The organism is Agromyces sp. PvR057 (genome assembly GCF_040547485.1).
In the GTDB taxonomy this organism is placed as follows: Bacteria; Actinomycetota; Actinomycetes; order Actinomycetales; family Microbacteriaceae; genus Agromyces.
This window is the reverse complement of sequence record NZ_JBEPPT010000001.1, coordinates 181,599-198,206: the sequence shown is the minus strand read 5'-3', so window position 1 is coordinate 198,206 and position 16,608 is coordinate 181,599. Positions and strand designations below refer to the sequence as shown.

The 16,608-nt window shown below is 71.2% G+C and carries 10 protein-coding genes; 2 read left to right on the top strand and 8 right to left on the bottom strand.

The genetic code is table 11. The annotated features are described in order from the left end of the window. The first annotated feature begins 98 nt into the window (after positions 1-98). Positions 99-1,103, top strand: a complete 1,005-nt coding sequence (locus tag ABIC29_RS00910) for an o-succinylbenzoate synthase (RefSeq protein WP_354241915.1) — start codon at positions 99-101, stop codon at positions 1,101-1,103. 136 nt (positions 1,104-1,239) lie between these two features. Continuing rightward, on the top strand, positions 1,240-1,872 hold the full coding sequence (locus ABIC29_RS00905; protein WP_116080436.1) for a hypothetical protein: 633 nt from the start codon (positions 1,240-1,242) through the stop codon (positions 1,870-1,872). Positions 1,873-1,923: 51 nt separating this feature from the next. Here ABIC29_RS00905 and pulA read toward each other — a convergent pair whose 3' ends face one another. From pulA to ABIC29_RS00865, 8 genes are all read right to left on the bottom strand, one after another. Further along, positions 1,924-7,995 (bottom strand): pullulanase-type alpha-1,6-glucosidase, encoded by a 6,072-nt coding sequence (gene pulA, locus ABIC29_RS00900; RefSeq protein WP_354241912.1) that lies wholly within the window; start codon positions 7,993-7,995, stop codon positions 1,924-1,926. 514 nt (positions 7,996-8,509) lie between these two features. After that, positions 8,510-8,755 (bottom strand): hypothetical protein, encoded by a 246-nt coding sequence (locus ABIC29_RS00895; protein WP_354241909.1) that lies wholly within the window; start codon positions 8,753-8,755, stop codon positions 8,510-8,512. A gap of 116 nt (positions 8,756-8,871) precedes the next feature. Continuing rightward, a complete protein-coding gene (locus ABIC29_RS00890; RefSeq protein ID WP_354241906.1) occupies positions 8,872-11,463 on the bottom strand; it encodes an ATP-binding protein in 2,592 nt (863 codons plus the stop codon). Between the two features lie 203 nt (positions 11,464-11,666). Then, positions 11,667-12,680 carry a c-type cytochrome biogenesis protein CcsB gene (gene ccsB, locus ABIC29_RS00885; RefSeq protein ID WP_116082136.1) on the bottom strand — a complete coding sequence of 338 codons (1,014 nt, stop codon included), beginning with the start codon at positions 12,678-12,680 and terminating at the stop codon, positions 11,667-11,669. A 52-nt stretch (positions 12,681-12,732) separates the two neighbouring features. Continuing rightward, a complete protein-coding gene (resB, locus tag ABIC29_RS00880) occupies positions 12,733-14,520 on the bottom strand; it encodes a cytochrome c biogenesis protein ResB (RefSeq protein WP_116080433.1) in 1,788 nt (595 codons plus the stop codon). Continuing rightward, on the bottom strand, positions 14,504-15,259 hold the full coding sequence (locus ABIC29_RS00875; protein WP_502915436.1) for a cytochrome c biogenesis CcdA family protein: 756 nt from the start codon (positions 15,257-15,259) through the stop codon (positions 14,504-14,506). The genes resB and ABIC29_RS00875 overlap by 17 nt, the downstream gene beginning before the upstream one ends. A gap of 1 nt (position 15,260) precedes the next feature. Further along, positions 15,261-15,881 carry a TlpA family protein disulfide reductase gene (locus ABIC29_RS00870; RefSeq protein WP_116080431.1) on the bottom strand — a complete coding sequence of 207 codons (621 nt, stop codon included), beginning with the start codon at positions 15,879-15,881 and terminating at the stop codon, positions 15,261-15,263. Continuing rightward, positions 15,881-16,525, bottom strand: coding sequence for a histidine phosphatase family protein (locus tag ABIC29_RS00865; RefSeq protein ID WP_116080430.1), 645 nt, complete (start codon positions 16,523-16,525; stop codon positions 15,881-15,883). The genes ABIC29_RS00870 and ABIC29_RS00865 overlap by 1 nt, the downstream gene beginning before the upstream one ends. Positions 16,526-16,608: the final 83 nt, after the last annotated feature.

Genomic DNA, 16,608 nt, shown 5'->3' with positions numbered 1-16,608 from the left:
GCCGTCGATGTCGAGCGGGAAGCGGGGTTCGATCAACGTGCCGGTCACTCGCGCGAGTCTAATGAGCAGTGCCGGTGGCCGCTTGCGATGATGTGTTCATGACACTGCCTGAGCTCGACGACCTGCTCTCCACCGCCCGCGTCGTCGCGCTGCCCCTCGTGACGCGGTTCCGCGGCATCGACGTGCGCGAGGCACTGCTGCTCGAGGGGCCGCACGGCTGGACCGAGTTCAGCCCGTTCGTCGAGTACGACGACCACGAGGCATCCGCCTGGCTCGTGGGTGCCATCGACTACGGCTGGAACGCGACCCCGCCCGCCCTGCGCGACCGGATCCCCGTGAACGCGACCGTGCCGGGCGTCGACCCCGACAGCGTCGCCGCCGTGCTCGCCCGCTTCCCCGGCTGCCGCACCGCGAAGGTGAAGGTCGCGGCCAGCGACCAGACCCTGGCGCAGGATGTCGCGAGGGTGCGCGCCGTGCGCGAGGTGCTCGGCCCCGAGGGCCGCATCCGTCTCGACGCGAACGCCGGGTGGAACGTCGACGAGGCCGAGCACGCGATCCACGCCCTCGCCGAGTTCGACCTCGAGTACGTCGAGCAGCCGTGCCGCAGCATCGAGGACCTCGTCGAGATCCGCCTGCGCACGACGTACATGGGCATCCCGATCGCCGCCGACGAGAGCGTGCGCAAGGCCGAAGATCCGCTCGCCGTCGCCGAGGCGGGCGCGGCCGACCTGCTCGTGATCAAGGCGCAGCCCCTCGGCGGCATCCGCCGGGCGCTCCGCATCGTCGAACTCGCCGGCCTGCCCGTGGTCGTCTCGAGCGCGCTCGACACGAGCGTCGGGCTCGCGATGGGCGCGGCGCTCGCGGCATCCGTCCCCGAGCTCGACTACGACTGCGGGCTCGGAACGGCCTCGCTGCTGGCGGCGGAGGTCACGGGCTCGCCGCTGCTGCCGGTCGACGGCGCGATCGACGTGCGCCGGGTCGTGCCCGACGCAGCCCTGCTCGACCGGTACGCGGCCTCGCCGGAGCGCACGGACTGGTGGCTCGAGCGCGTCGGCCGCTGCCATGCGGTGCTCGCGGCGGCTGCCTCGACCTCCGGCGCCTGATCGCACGTCGCCACCGCGCCTCGACGTGCCGGAACCTCGTCCGGAGCACCCCGAACGGACACCGCCCGGTGAGAGAATGCACGCACTCGCCCGTCGGCGCGCGGGCGCCACGGAGTTCCCCCTACAGGAGGCATTGATGCAGGCTCGTCCACGGCTCGCCCTGACCGGCACGATCGTCGCGCTCGCGGCGCTGACGCTCGCTGGGTGCACGGCATCCCCCTCCGGCGACGCGAGCGACGCACCCTCCGGCTCCCCGAAGCCGACCGCGACCGGCCAGGCGACGGATGCCGCCACCGACGATGCCGCCGGCGCTGAGCCCTCGAACTGCCTCGTCGGCGACTGGGTGCTCTCCGACGACCAGATGCAGCGCTACTACGACCAGGTCAACGTCGACCTCGCCGAGTACGCGATCGTCTACGACCCGACCGGCAGCGCGGGCCTGTCCTTCGCCGAGGACGGCACCTACGCGTACACGCCCGCCCTGACGCTCGCCGTCGACATCGCGGGACTGCCGGCGGAGGCGACGCTCGGCGGAACCCTGTCGGGCCAGTACGCCGTCGACGGCGAGACGCTGCGCACCAGCAACGACACGAACGCGCTCTCGATGGACGTCACGGTCGACGGCGTCGCGATGGACGGCACGCCCGTGACCGAGCAGATCCTCGCCTCGCCGATCACGTCGGCCCCGTACGACTGCTCGGGCGCGACGCCGGTGATCCACTTCTCGACCGGCGCGAGCACCGTGCCGCTCACCCTCGCGCGCGGCTGACGGCCGACGCTCCGCCGGTCGAGGAGGCCGCCTCCTCGACCGGCGCAGGCATCACCAGATCAGCAGCGGGATCGGCAGCGACCTCGAGTCGCCGAAGCCCTCGCCGCCGTCGAACGACGTGCGGATCAGGTGCAGGCCCTTGCCGAGCTTCGGCAGGTCGAGCTGGAAGCGACCGCGGTCGGACGCCTTCAGGGTCGCCGTCGCGACGACCGTGCCACCGTCGAGCACGGTGATCGTGCCGACCGGGCGACCGCCGTCGACCGCGAACGTCTGGCCGACGACCTTGACCGCCGATCCGGCCTTCGCGAGCAGCTTGTTCGGCGCTGCGACCGTGACCGTCGCCACGGCGGGCGGCGGCTGCTCGTCGACCAGCACCGCGACCGAACGAGCCGGGATGGTGACCGAGCCCGTCGCGGCATCCCACCTCGTCGTCTTCACGACCGCGTCGGAACCGGATGCCTGGCCCTTCGCGAGGGCGAACCCGCGACCCTCGAGGCCGTCGACCTGCTCGGTGACCGCCTCGGGCGAGGCGTTGAACACCACGAGGGCGCCGTCGAGCTCCGGGTCGACGTCGGCGCCGACCAGGTCGTCGACGAGCATCGTGATGAGGCCCGGCGTGGCATCCGCTCCACTGTTCGGGAACGAGACCTTCTCGTCGATCAGCGAAGCCGAGCCCAGCTGCAGCAGGTCGACCGACGAGCGCACGCGCAGCAGGTCGAGGGCGGAAGCCTCGGCCGCGGCGATGTCGGCGGGCGCCGGCTTCAGCGCGGCGTTCTCGAGCAGCGGCGTCATGATCGGCCACTTCTCGCCGTTGTCGGCCTCGTTCGGCAGGCCCGACCCGAACGTCGACTCCTGGCCGGTCCAGTCGATGCGGTTGAACCAGTCGCCCGAGTTGTAGCTGTTGCGGTCGAGCGACTTCGAGCGGAGCAGTTCGGTGCCGGCGTGCCAGAACGAGGGCGACTGCGAGAGCGTCACCGTCGCGAGCGACAGCGTGTTCATGCGCACGCGGTCGGCCATCGACGTGTCGGTCGGCAGCTTGAACACCGAGAGGTCGTAGAGCGTCTCGTTGTCGTGGGCGTCGACGTAGTTGATCACCTCGTCGGGCTGGTCGGCGTAGCCCGCGGGCGCTCCCCGGTAGTCGAGCTCGTCGCCGCGCACGGTCTCGCCCGCGGCATCCGTCAGCTCGTACGCCCGCAGGTTGCCCGCGAGCCCGAGCTTGACCAGGTCGGTCTGGTGCCCGAGGTCGGCGAGCTGGTCGGCCTGCGACGGCGTGCCCGGCTGTCCGTTCGGGTCGGTGCCGAGGCCGGTGCCGAAGCCCTGCTGGAACGTCGACGTGCCGTCGACCGGGCTGCCGCCGTGCACGGCGTCGCGCAGCCGGTCGTTGAACGTGCCGATGCCCGTGCCGCCGAGCTGACCCTGCGTGGCCTGCTCGAAGAGCGCGTTGTTCGCCACCTCGCCGAAGTTCCAGCCCTCGCCGTACAGGTAGACCTTCGACCCGTCGACGCCGTCCTTCTTCAGCGTGAGCCCGTCGAGCGCCGCGCGGATCGCGAGCATGTTCGCCTTCGAATGATGGCCCATGAGGTCGAAGCGGAAGCCGTCGACCTTGTACTCCTTCGCCCAGAGCACGACCGAGTCGACCATGAGCTTCTCGGCGACCTCGTGCTCGGTGGCCACGTTCTGGCAGCAGGTCGAGGTCTCGACCGCGCCGGCTGCGTTCAGGCGCTGGTAGTAGCCCGGCACGATGCGGTCGAGCACCGACTTCTGGCCCTGGCCGGCCTCGGCGGTGTGGTTGAACACCTGGTCGAGCACGACCTGCAGGCCCATGCCGTGCAGGGCGCCGACCATCTCGCGGAACTCCTCGACCCGGGCGCCGCCGTCGGCGTCGACCGAGTAGGAGCCCTCCGGCGCCTGGAAGTGGAACGGGTCGTAGCCCCAGTTGAACCCGTCGAGATCGCGGATCGCGTCGATGCACGCCTGCTGCTCGGGCGATGCCGGCCCGTACGACGCGAGGTCGCACTCGGGCGTCGCCTGCGCGTCGCGCTCCTCCTCGATCGTGGCGATGTCGAAGGTGGGCAGCAGGTGCACGGTGTTGATGCCCGCGGCCGCCAACTGCTTCAGCTGCGCCGTGCCGGCAGAGTCCGCCGTGAACGCCTTGTACGTGCCGCGCTGGTCCTCGGGCACCGACTCGTCGGTGATCGAGAAGTCCCGAACATGCAGCTCGTAGATCGCCCGGTCGACGGGGCGCTCGACGACCGGCGCCTTCGCCTTCGTCCACTGCTTCGGGGCGAGCGAGGCGTCGTCGAGGTCGACGACGACCGTGCGTGCCGAGTTCGGCGTGAGCGCGACCGAGTACGGGTCGGTCACCGAGTTCGTCTCGTAGGCGCCCGTGGTCGGGGCGAAGACGTCGACCGACCACCGGTACTCGTCGCCCTTGCGCAGGCCCTCGACGGTCCAGGTGCCGTCTTCGGCGTTCCACTCGGCGGCGAGCAGCTCGGGGTCGCCGGTGGCGCCGGCATCCCATCGCTCGAGTGCCACGTCGCGGGCCGTCGGCGCCCAGAGCGTCGCATCGGCCTTCTTCCCGTGCCAGCCGGTGCCGAGGGCCGCGGATGCCACGGCGTCGGCGTACAGGTCGTCGAGCACGCCGGGCAGCTGCACGCCGGTGAAGGCGCTCAGCTCGCCGTCGGTCGTCTGCGCGACCGCCAGCTGACGGGTGAGGAGCTGCTGCACGTCACCGCGGTCGAGGCCGACCGGGTGCAGCGCGACGAAGCCCTCGAGCGCCGGGAACTTCGCCAGCTGCGTGTCGGTGAGGCCCGCGGGGTCGCGCTCGAGCTCGATCGGCTCGCCGCCGCCCGTGACCTCGCCGTCGACGACCGCAAGGGTCGCCTCGTCGGAGTGCTGCAGGGTCCACACGGTGTCATCGGCGGATGCCGCGCCGAGCAGTTCGGCCGGCCAGGCCAGCGTGTCCTCGCTCACCCAGTGCGCGCGCGTCTGCCCGGTGCCCGCGAGCGGCGGGTCGCTCACGATGATCTCGAGCACGTGCGTCGCGAGGGTGTAGCGGAACTCGACGAGCTTGCCGCCGGTCGCCGTGAAGGCGTAGTTGCCGCCTCCCGGCGCGCCGCCGACGCCGTAGTTCTCATCCCAGCTGCGGCCGTGCACGACCTTCGTCTCGTATGCCCCATCGGGAATGCGGCTGGTCGAGAAGGTGTAGACGCCGTCCTTGTCGCCGTCCTGCATGAGCGAGGCGAGGCATTCGGGCTGCCAGTCGCCCGGGCAGCCGACCTCGGACTGGAAGCTGCCGGGCAGCGTCACGACGGGGCCCTCGGCGGTCGAGGAGACCACGTGGGTCTCGGGGTTCCAGAAGAAGATGATGGGCTGGGTGCCGTCGGTCGTGTACGAGACGTTGCCGCCGTTCGGCTCGCCGTTCGCGCCGTAGTTGAGGTCCCAGCTGCCGTTGACCGCGACCTTGTACTCGTAGTCGCCCGCCGGGATCGTGAAGGTGCCCTCGTAGATGCCGTCGGCGCGCTTCGTGAGCTTCGCGACCTCGCAGCCCGGAGCCCAGTCGCCCGCGCAGCCCATCTCGGAGTTGTGGCTGCCCGGAATCGTCACGAGGTCGATCGGCTGCTCGGGCTCCTCCTCCTCGACGAGGTTCACGGCGTTGCCGACGCTCGCGTAGGTGCTGGCCGCCGAGCGGTGGCCAGCGGCATCCGTCGACACCGCGCGGTACTCGAGGAGGGTGCCGTTCGCGAGGCCCGCCGTGTCGTGGAAGACGCGGGGGCTGGTGTCCTCGGCGGTGCCGAGCGCGTGCCAGGCGTCGTCACCCGTCGCGCCGGCCACGCGCCAGGCGAAGCTCGTCTCCTGCCACGTGTCGTCGTCGACGTCGGCCACCACCGGCGTGATGCCGGTGACGCCCGCGCCCGCCGCGGGGGTCGAGACGGTGATGGCGGCTGCCGCGTCGGGTGCGCTGACCGTGCGATCGGCCTTCCACACCACGGCGCCGAGCGCCGGCACGGTCACGGATGCCACGCCGTCGGCGTCGGCCGTGACCGCGGTGCCGTCGCCCGAGAGCACCGAGAACTGGCCGCCGACGGTGAGCGTCGGCACCTCGACGGTGCGCGGTTCGTTCGCGTTGTTCGCGGCGACGAGGTACTCGACCTTCTCGGTGCGGTCGACGCGGCTGAACGCGTACACGCCCGCGCCGTTGTCGACGTAGCGCTCGATCTGGGCGCCCGTCGCGAGGGCGGGGTGCGCCTGGCGCAGCGCCGAGAGCGCCGCGATGTGCTCGTAGAGCGGGGCATCCGTGTCGTAGCGATCGACGCTGCCCGCGTTCTCGCCCGTGACCAGCGGCTGGTCCTGGTACTCGGCGACCTGGCTCGCGAAGAGGGTCTGGCGGGCGCTCTGGTCGCCGCCGATGCCCGCGAAGCCCTGCTCGTCGCCGTAGTAGACGACCGGCTGGCCGCGCGTGAGGAAGAGCAGCTCGTGCGCGAGCTCGTCGCGTTCGAGCGGGGCATCCGTCGACTGCAGGAACGAGCCGACGCGGCCCATGTCGTGGTTGCCGAGGAACGTCGGCAATGCCGTCGCCGACGAGTCGGAGGTCGTGTAGTAGTCGTCGCCCGCGAACAGCGACTGCAGGTTCTTCGCCGAGTTGCCCGCGGCGAAGCTGACGGCCTGCGACTGGAAGGTGAAGTCGAGCACCGAGTTCATGTCGGTCTTGCGCACGTAGGGCGAGAGCTTCTGCGGGTCGGCGTCGTAGACCTCGCCGAACATGAAGAAGTCGGGCTTGTCGTGCGCGTGCGCGTAGTCGAGCACCTGCGTCGACCACTGCTCCCAGAACTCGAAGTTGACGTGCTTCGCGGTGTCGATGCGGAACCCGTCGATGCCGAGGTCGATCCACTGGTCGTACACGTCGACGAAGCCGTTGACGACGGTCGGGTGCTCGGTCATGAGGTCGTCGAGGCCGACGAAGTCGCCATAGGTGACGGACTCGCCCTCCCACGTCGAGTCACCGCGGTTGTGGTACAGCGTGGGGTCGTTCAGCCAGGCCGGGACCTTGAGGTCGGCATCCTCCGGCCGCACGACCGGCGTGTACGGGAAGCTCGTCGCCGCGTCGAGCGTCGGGAACGGCGTGGTGCCGTCGGCGTAGTCGGAGAGGTCGATCTCAGCGCCGTCGGCGTCGGTGTACGGGCTCGTCGCCTGGTCGATGTACGAGTACTCCTTCTGCTCGTAGTCGATGACGTCGGCCGTGTGGTTCGTGATGATGTCGAAGTAGACCTTGATGCCCTTGTCGTGGGCCTCGGCGATGAGGGCCTCGAGTTCGGCGTTCGTGCCGAGGTGCGGGTCGATCTGGGTGAAGTCGGTGACCCAGTAGCCGTGGTAGCCGGCACTCGCGTTCGCGCCCTCGCCCTGCACCGCGCGGTTCTTGAAGCTCGGGGTGAGCCAGATCGCCGTCGTGCCGAGGCCGTCGATGTAGTCGAGGCGATCGCGCAGGCCCTGCAGGTCGCCGCCGTTGTAGAAGCCCTTGTGGGTGGGGTCGAAGCCGGTCGTGAGCGCGTCGCCCGTGAGACCGCCCTGGTCGTTCGAGGGGTCGCCGTTCGCGAACCGGTCGGTCATGACGAAGTAGAAGGTCTCGTCGCTGCCCGGCTGGCGCACCGGGTCGGCCACGAGCGCGGCGTCGGCCTCGTCGGCGTAGGCGCCCCGGATGCCGGTGGACTCGAGCCCGACGCGCTTGAGGGTGTCGTCGAAGACCACGCGGACCGCCGTGTCGCCCGCGACCGTGAGCGGGATGTTGTCGCCACCGCCGTTCACGCCGTACGACTCCCCCCACGTGTCGTTCACCGCGACCTTGTACTCGTACGTGCCGGCGGGAACCGTGAAGTCCGCCGCGTACACGCCGGGCGTCGCGGTGGCGAGCAGCTCGGTCTCGGGGCACGCGGGCTCCCAGTCGCCGCCGGCGCTCGCGCCGAGGTCGGCGCAGCCGAGCTCCGATTGCAGCGAGCCGACGAGGGCGAACGTGCGGGGCTCCTCGGCCGCAGCAGCAAGACCGGGCACGACGGCCAGGGCGGATGCTGCGAGGGCGGTCGAGACGGCGAGTGCGAACCAGCTTCGAGCACGTGCCTGTTGCGTCATCCTTGACTCCCGATTCCGGGCACGACTGCGTGCCACCGACATTGGAGCCGAAGCTAGCAGTGGCCGGAAGGTTAATGCAAGCGCTTGCAGAATTCCGACGAACCGCTTGCGTTGAATTCCGCCCTGTGCCTATCTTTGGGGGCAGTCCTCATCGTGACGCGGCCGCCGCATCGACGCGCTGGTGACGCGAATCACCCGGACTCCCGGCCGGAGAATCGCTGATCTGCGAAGGGTTCATTCCCATGTCAGACCATCCGATCGACCGCGCGTCCGGTGTCGTCGCCCCCCGCAAACGCTTGCGATTCGTCGCAACGTTCCTTCTGGGGGCGCTCATCGCGGCGCTCCTCACGACCGCGCCGTCGCCCGCCGACGAGTCCGCCGACGCCGCGGCAACCCATGTAGCTGAGAGACCTCGCGGCTGCCGAGACCTTCGGCGCCGCGAGCTGGGAAGGGGCGGCGTCGGGATTCCGGCGCCGCCCTCTCGTTCGTTCACGTGCTCCGTTCGGGTCGCCGCTCACAGCAGTCGGCCGACCACGACGCTCTGGAACTGCTCCTCGCGGAGGCGCTGGGCGACCTGACGGCGCTCGTGCAGTTCGATGAGTTCCTCACGGCTCGGGGCGGGGCGTCGGCGGCGCGCGTCGGCCGCGGAGGCGACGAGCATGCCGATGCGCCGCGACATCCGACCGATCAGGCTGCTGGTGCCGACCGGGGTGATCGGGCCGGCGGGCACCCGGCCCGGGTCGACGCCTGCGATGTTCATGTTGTCCTCGATTCGCTCGACTGCGCCCGTTCTCGAGCACACCTCAGTTCTACGGCCGGGCATGCCCGCCGCTCATCGGCGACGGATACCGAGATCCCGCGTCGGGCCTACCGAGATCAGGTCGAGAGCATCCCGAGACGGCGCGCCGCCAGCACCGCGTCCTGCCGTGTCGTCACGTCGAGCTTCATGAGGATCGCGGCGACGTGGCTGTCGACCGTGCGCACCGAGACCACCAGCCGTTCGGCGATCTCGGCGTTCGTGAGTCCCTCGGCGAGCAGCACGAGCACCCCGAGCTGGCGGTCGGTGAGTCCCTCCGGATTGCGCCTGGTCGTGCCCGCGGGCCCGCGCGGGATGCTGCGGACGCCACGGGCACGCAGCTCGGCCCTGACCTGACGGGCGAGCGGCATCGCCCCGAGCCGGTCGAGGATCGCGAGCGCCTCGAGCAGATCGTCGGCGTGCGGACTCTCGGCCAGCGCGTCGGCCTCCTGGTAGGGCGCGCCCGCCGCGTGCCAGAGGTCGGCAGCCCGTCGCCAGTCGCCCCGCGCCTGGACCGCGGCCGGATGGTCGACGTCGGGCGGCATCGCGTCGGACACATCGGCGGCGCCGGCCCTCCGCAGCACGACGGCGAGCTCGGCACGCTGGTTCACGGCGCCGAGCCGCACCGCGTCCTCGTAGGCCGGCCTCGCCACGGCGATCGCCTCGGACGGAGCCCCGCGCAGGAGCGCCGCCTCCGCCATGGCCACGGCGACCGGGCCCGTGCGCTGCAGCTCCCCGAGCCTGGTCGCCACCTCGAGGGCGTCGCGGAGGGTCTCGTCGCCCTGCGGGTCGCCCCGCCTCACCTGCACGGTGCCGATGACCGTGAGCGCAACGCAGTGCGCGTGCGGCAACGCCTCGCGGCCGAACGAGGCCGCGGCCAGCGCCTCGTCCCACTCGCCGCGCGCGAGATGGAGTCGCGCGCGCTCCACCTTCTGGTACGTCCAGAGCCCCATCACCTCGGCGCGCTCCGAGAACTCGAGCGCGGCGTCGAGATGGCGTTCGGCGAGATCGAGCCGGTACTGGTCGAGCAGGCTCCACACGAGGTTCACGTGTGCGCGGGCCGCGTCGTCCATGAGGTTCCCGGCCGCGGCGACCTCGGCCGCCTCCGTGAGCTCCGCGATGCCGGCCTCGTCGTTCAGGAGCAGGCGGGCCGTGCCGAGGTTGTTCAGGGAGTGCGAGAGGGCCCGTCGGTCACCGGTCTCACGCGCGATCGCGACCGCTCGCGGCGCCAGCTCGAGCGTGCGGGGCAGGTCGTGCGCGAGCATCGCGAGCTGCGCCTCGTTGCTGAGCGCGAGCGCGAACAGCGCGTGGTCGTCGGAGTCTGCGAGGCATGCGGATGCCTCACGAGCCGTGGCCTCGGCCTCGGGCCGCTGCCCGGCCAGCCAGTGGAAGCGCGACGCCCAGCGGAGGCTCGCGCCGAGGGCCGTCGCGTCTCCGGCCGCCCGCCGTTCCCGCAGGACCTCCGACTGCACGGCGACCGCCTCCTGGTCGGCGCCGAGCGTGTACAGCTCGATCGCGTAGGCCTGCATGAGGTCGGCGCGCTCGACTGGATCGCGCGGCCCCGCCTGATCGAGCGCCGCACGGTAGTGCACCGCGGCCTGCCGGTGCGCCCCGTTCACGGCCGCATCGCGCGCAGCCCGCGGCGCCCAGACGGCCACGACCTCGCCGTCGCCGGCCGCGATGGCGTGCGACACGATGCGCGCGGGATCCGCGCCGAGGTCGAGCAGGACCTCGAGCACGCGGGCGTTCACCTCGATGCGCCGTGCGGCCGGCATCGCGTCCACGATCGCCCGGCGCGTCAGCTCGTGCCGGAACGCGACGCCGTCGGGCCGCACCGTCAGCAGTCCGCGCTCCTCGGCCGCGCCGAGCGCCGCGGCTCCCCCCGGCACGAGTCGCGCGACCTCGGCACTCGCGACCGCCGAAGGGATCACGGCGAGTTGCTCGACCTGGCCTCGAGCCTCGACCGGCAGGCGATGGAGCCGACCCGTGACCGCGTCGACGACCGAGCGCGGCACGTGCACGGCATCCGCCGACGCGACGAGTTCGCCGACGAAGTACGGGTTGCCCTGCGTCAGGTCGAACACCTGCTTCGGGTCGAGGCCGCGATCGACCGCGATGGCGGCGACGGCCCCCGGCGTCAGCCGCGGAACGGCGAGGTGCCGCACGTTCACGTGCAGGTCGCCGAGCAGGCGCGCGAGCGGATGCCCATGGTCGATCTCGTCGTCGCGGTAGGTCAGCACGACGAGCACCGGAAGCGTCTCGACCCGCCGGGCGACGAAGGTCAGGGCATCGAGCGTCGCCTCATCGGCCCAGTGCACGTCCTCGATCACGAGCACGGTGCCCGGGGCCTCGGCGAGCTCGTCGCGCAGCGCGTCGAAGACCTCCTCGCGATCGCCCGCGCGGAGCGCCGCCGCCAGGCGCTCCCCGACGAACGGGATCAGGTCGCGCAGCGGGCCCAGGGTTCGCGGCGTGGCGAGTGCGTCGCACGACCCGACCAGCACGCGGCATCCGCTCGGCGGATCGGTGCGGAGCGCCTGCACGAGACTCGACTTGCCGATGCCGGCCTCGCCGTGCACGAGCAGCACCTCGCCTCGCCCGGCCAGCGACGCACGCGCGCCGGAGACGAGCTCGTCGAGTTCGCGCTCGCGTTCCAGCAGCCTCTGCAGCTCCATACAGCGATGGTGCTCCGGCTACCTCGGACCTCGCAATGCACGACGCACCTTTTCAGGACCAGATCGCTCATACCCGCAGAGTGCAGCCATGACCGATGTGGTCCTGAAATGGGAGGAGCCAGAGCGGTGGCGGGTGCCCTGCCGGCGGATCTGACGGAGAATCCGGTGCGGGTCGGGCTCGCCGAGCCGTGCGACGGTGCGGATCAGAGACCCGAGTAGGCGTGCAGTCCCTTGAAGAACAGGTTCACGACGGTGAAGTTGAACATGACCGTCGAGAATCCGATGATCGCGAGCCATGCCGAACGCGAGCCGCGCCAGCCTCGGGTCGCGCGAGCGTGGATGTACCCGGCGTAGACCACCCAGATGATGAAGGTCCACACCTCCTTGGTGTCCCAGCCCCAGTAGCGGCCCCATGCGGCCTCGGCCCAGATGGCGCCGGCCATGAGCGTGAAGGTCCAGAGGATGAAGCCGATGATGGTGACGCGGTAGGCCAGGTTCTCGAGCGTCGCCGAGTCGGGCAGCGTCGCGAGGAACGACCGCTTGACCTGCTTCGCCGTGGCGAGCATCGTCTCGCGGCGCGACTGCATGAGCTGCACGACCGAGAGCGCGAACCCGAGCGCGAGGAACCCGACCGCCGAGGTCGCCACGAACACGTGGATGACGAGCCAGGCCGACTGCAGTGCCGGGGGCAGCGGCACGACGCTGACGTAGAAGTTCACGGTGGCGATGCCGAGGAGCACGAGCACGAGGCCGGTGATGAACGTGCCGAGGAAGCGCAGGTCGTGCTTCGAGACGACGAGCACGAGCAGGTAGACGCTCGTGATGATGAGCGTGCCGGTGAGGGCGAACTCGTACATGTTCGCCCACGGCACCCGGCCTGCCGCGAGGCCGCGCGTGATGTCGGCGGCGAGGTGCAGCGCCCACGCGAGCACCGTCATGGCGACGCCCACGCGCAGCGACGGCGAGCGGCCGTAGGCCACCGAGGCACCGTCCGACAGGGCTGCGGATGCCGCGCCGCGCCCACCCTTCGCCGATGCGACGGCACCCGTGCCGCCGCCCGACACGGTCGCGCCGACGGTGGCGGGGGCGCCCACGGTGGCCGGGGCCTCCGCGGATGCGATGGACGCGGCCGCGGCGTCGGCGGCACTCGCGGCGACCGCCGAACGGCGCGCGAGGTCGATCGCGTAGGCGATGAACGCGATCGCGTACACGGCCATGGCCGAGTACACGAGGGTGATGGAGATCTCGTCGAGCGTCACGGCTACAACCTTACGTCGTCGGTTTCGCCGGGTCACCGGCGGATTCGGGGGCTACGGACCCTTCGGACGACGCAGGGGCCGCGTCGTCGGCATCGTGGGCATGGTCGGGGTCGGCGGCGGGCGCGGGTCCGGCGTGCCGGTCGGCGAACGCGGCCACGGCCTCGTCGAGGCCGGGGTCCTCGCCGCGCGCGAGCCCGGCGTACTCGAGCACGACCTGCCCGTCGCGGCGCTTCGCGGCCTTCACCCAGACGCGGCGGCGCGGGATGAAGAGGGACACGAGCAGGCCCGCGATGATGAGGATCGCGAAGACGAGCACCCAGCCCTGCGACGGATCGCGGTGGATGTCGAAGCTCGCGAACCGGTCGACGCTCTGCGAGTAGTCGCCGTCGGCGGCGTTCGGCTCGCCATCGGGGGTCGCGTCCTCGAACGTGACCGTGCCGAGGCCGTTCGGCAGGTCCTGCGTCTGGCCCGGCATGAGCTCGATCGAGTCGACGCCGGTCGCGCCGCCCGTGAGCTGCTCCATGGTCGACGGGTCGAGCGTGTAGACCGAGGTCGGCTTGCCGCCGTCGATGCCGAGGTCGCCCGCGTAGACGTTGAGCGTCAGCACGGGGTACACGAGGTCGGGGTAGCTCGAGGAGTACGCGCCGGAGTCGAGCGTGGTCTGCGTCGGGTAGAAGAAGCCGACCATGCCGAGCTGCTCGGGCATTCCGTCTGGCACCTTGACGACGCCGATCGAGGTGAGGTTCGCGTCCTGCGGCAGGAACGGGATCGCGTCGGTGAAGACGACCTCGCCCTCGGCGTCGCGCACGGTGATCGTGGGGGCGTAGCCGTTGCCGAGCAGGTACACGTCGGTGCCGTGCACGCGCAGCGGGTGGTTGACCTTGACCTCGCCGTCGACCGTCTCGTCGCTGTCGCGGCCGGTGATCTCGACGCTCGCGGTGAAGTCGACGGGCTGGCCGAGCGCCTTCTGGTTCTCGGTCTCGTAGACGGCCTCGAGGTCGGTGAGGCTGAGGCGGTACGGGTCGAGGTTCGCGTCGTTGAAGAAGCGTCCGGGGTTGAACGAGTCGAACGCCGAGAGGGTGTTCACGAACGACTGCCCCTCGACGACGACCCGCTGGCCCGCGAAGCCGAACCCGCCGCCGATGCCGACGGCCACGAGGATGCCGAGCAGTGCGGTGTGGAACACGAGGTTGCCGGTCTCGCGCAGGTACCCGCGTTCGGCGGACACCGACGGCTCGCCGCGCAGGTCGTAGCGCTCGACGCGGTAGCCGGCGCGCTTGAGCTCGGCCGCAGCACGCGTGATCGCGGCATCCGCCGTCTCGCCCTCGGGCAGGGCGCGCTCGGTGTAGCCGGCCAGCCGCGCGAGCCGCGCGGGCGTGCGCGGCGGGCGGGCGCGCAGGGCGTCGAAGTGGTGCTTCGTGCGCGGGATGATGCAGCCGATGAGCGAGACGAACAGCAGCAGGTAGATCGCCGAGAACCAGGCCGACGTGTAGACGTCGAACATCTGCAGGTTGTCGAGCACGGGCGCGAGCCGGGGGTTGTCGGAGAAGTACTGCGTGACGCCGTTCGGATCGCTCGAGCGCTGCGGCACGAGCGAGCCCGGCACCGCCGCGATCGCGAGCAGCAGGAGCAGGAGCAGCGCGGTGCGCATGCTCGTGAGCTGTCGCCAGGCGAAGCGCACCCAGCCGGTGAAGCCGAGCTTGGGTTGGGTGACGGATGCCGCGTCGGCCGAGGGTTCGGGCGAGTCGATGTGGTCGTCGGGGCGCGAGAGCGCGCCCGGGTCAGATCGCGGGGACAAAGCCGGAGATCACCGCCTGCAGTTCGTACATCCAGATGGTCCAGAGACCTGTGAGCATGAGCAGGCCGATCGCGATGAGCAGCGACCCGCCGATGATGTTGATGGTCCGGATGTGGCGGCGCACGAACGCGAGCGACCCGGTGACCCAGCCGAAGCCGAGGGCGACGAGCAGGAACGGGATGCCGAGGCCGATGCAGTACGCGAGGCCGAGGAGCACGCTCCGCCACACCGACCCGGAGTCCGCGCTGAGCGTGAGCACGACCGCGAGGGTCGGGCCGATGCACGGGGTCCAGCCGAGGCCGAACACGACGCCGAGCAGGGGCGCGCCGGCGAGCCCCGTCGTCGGACGCCACGACGGCTTGATCGTGCGCTGCAGGAAGGTGAACTGCCCGATGAAGACGAGGCCCATGATGATCAGCACCACGCCGAGCACCTGCGTGATGACGTCCCCGTACGCGTTGAACCAGGCGCCGGCCACGCCCGCGAGCAGGTTGAACGTCACGAACACGGCCGTGAACCCGGCGATGAACAGCAGCACGCCGAACACGAGGCGGCGACGGTATCGACGCTCCTCCGCCGCATCCGCCGACGCCTCGACGAACCCGCCGATGTACCCCAGGTAGCCGGGGACGAGCGGCAGCACGCACGGCGAGAGGAACGAGACGATGCCCGCGGCGAGCGCGATGGGGACGGCGGCGAGCAGTTGCCCGTTCAGGACGATCTCGCCGATGCCGCCCACGTCAGGCCTGCTCGTCGAGGACGCGGTCGACGAGCGACTCGAGGATCGACGCCTCGGTGAGCTGGCCGAGCACGCGTGCGGCGACGCGCCCCTCGCGGTCGAGCACGATGGTCGTCGGCACGGCCGCCGGCGGTACGGGGCCCGCGAACGCGAGCTGGGCCTCGCCGGATTCGACATCGAGGATCGACGGGAACGAGACGCCGTACTTCTTCTCGAAGGATGCCGCGGTGCCCGCCTGGTCGCGCACGTTCACGCCGATGAACGCCACGTCGGCGTCGTCGGTCTCGTAGCCCTGGTGCACCTCTTCGAGGATGGGCGACTCGACCCGGCACGGCGCGCAGCCGGCGTACCAGAAGTTCACGACCGTGACCTCGCCGAGCGTGTCGGCGGAGTCGAAGGCGTCGCCCTCGACGGTCTCGCCCGTGAATGAGATGGGCTCCCCGCGGTCGGCCTGCTCGTACTCCGAGATGCTGCCGTCGCCGGCGATGTAGTTCTTGCCGCTGCCCTCGCGGAACTGGTCGGCGAGCGGGTCGCTCGCGCAGCCGGTGAGCAGCAGCGCGGATGCCGCGACGAGCGCCGCGACGGCGATGACGGGCCTGCGCCCGAGAGGGGTTCGACGCATCACACGGCTCCCACGTCGGTGGCCTGCGCGGCGAGGCCGGAGGCGGGGTCACGGTAGTCGACCTCGACGAAGCGGTCGCCGCGTCGTTCGAGCGTCGTGATGCTCGAGAGCGCGCAGCGGCGTCGGCGCGGGTCGTGCGCGAGCGAGAGGCCCGCGAGCCTGCGGTGCACCATCCAGATGGGCAGCTGGTGGCTGACGATGACGACGTCTCCGCCGTCGGCGCCCTGCCACGCATCGTGCACGGCGGCGAGCATGCGCGCGGCGATCGAGCCGAACGGCTCGCCCCAGCTGGGCTCCCACGGGTTGATGAGGAAGCGCCAGTTGCGCGCATCGCCGAGCGCACCGCCCGGGCCGGTCATGCGCTTGCCCTCGAACCGGTTCTCGGGCTCGATGACGCGCTCCTCGAGCGCGGGCTCGAGGCCGAAGGCGGCGGCCATCGGCTCGGCGGACTGCTGGGTGCGCTGCAGTGGCGATGCGATCAGGGAGGTCACGGGGCGCTCGGCCGCGACGAGCATATCGGCCGCGGACTGCGCCATCTTGCGCCCGAGGTCGGAGAGGCCGTAGCCCGGGAGTCGTCCGTAGAGCACGCCCTGGGGGTTGAACACCTCGCCATGGCGCACGAGATGGATCTGCTCGGCAGGCACGGTCTCCAGTCTAGGGAGCGCGATCCTTTGAAATCGCCGAGCGTTCGGGCGCGCGGGCCCCTCGGATGCCGCCGGATCCGGTC

Coding starts and splice junctions, on each gene's coding strand:
- ABIC29_RS00910 (WP_354241915.1), top strand. CDS start 99: ATGACACTGCCTGAGCTCGACGACCTGCTCTCCACCGCCCGCGTCGTC.
- ABIC29_RS00905 (WP_116080436.1), top strand. CDS start 1,240: ATGCAGGCTCGTCCACGGCTCGCCCTGACCGGCACGATCGTCGCGCTC.
- ccsB (WP_116082136.1), bottom strand. CDS start 12,680: ATGGCCGTGTACGCGATCGCGTTCATCGCCTACGCGATCGACCTCGCG.
- pulA (WP_354241912.1), bottom strand. CDS start 7,995: ATGACGCAACAGGCACGTGCTCGAAGCTGGTTCGCACTCGCCGTCTCG.
- ABIC29_RS00870 (WP_116080431.1), bottom strand. CDS start 15,881: ATGCGTCGAACCCCTCTCGGGCGCAGGCCCGTCATCGCCGTCGCGGCG.
- ABIC29_RS00895 (WP_354241909.1), bottom strand. CDS start 8,755: ATGAACATCGCAGGCGTCGACCCGGGCCGGGTGCCCGCCGGCCCGATC.
- ABIC29_RS00890 (WP_354241906.1), bottom strand. CDS start 11,463: ATGGAGCTGCAGAGGCTGCTGGAACGCGAGCGCGAACTCGACGAGCTC.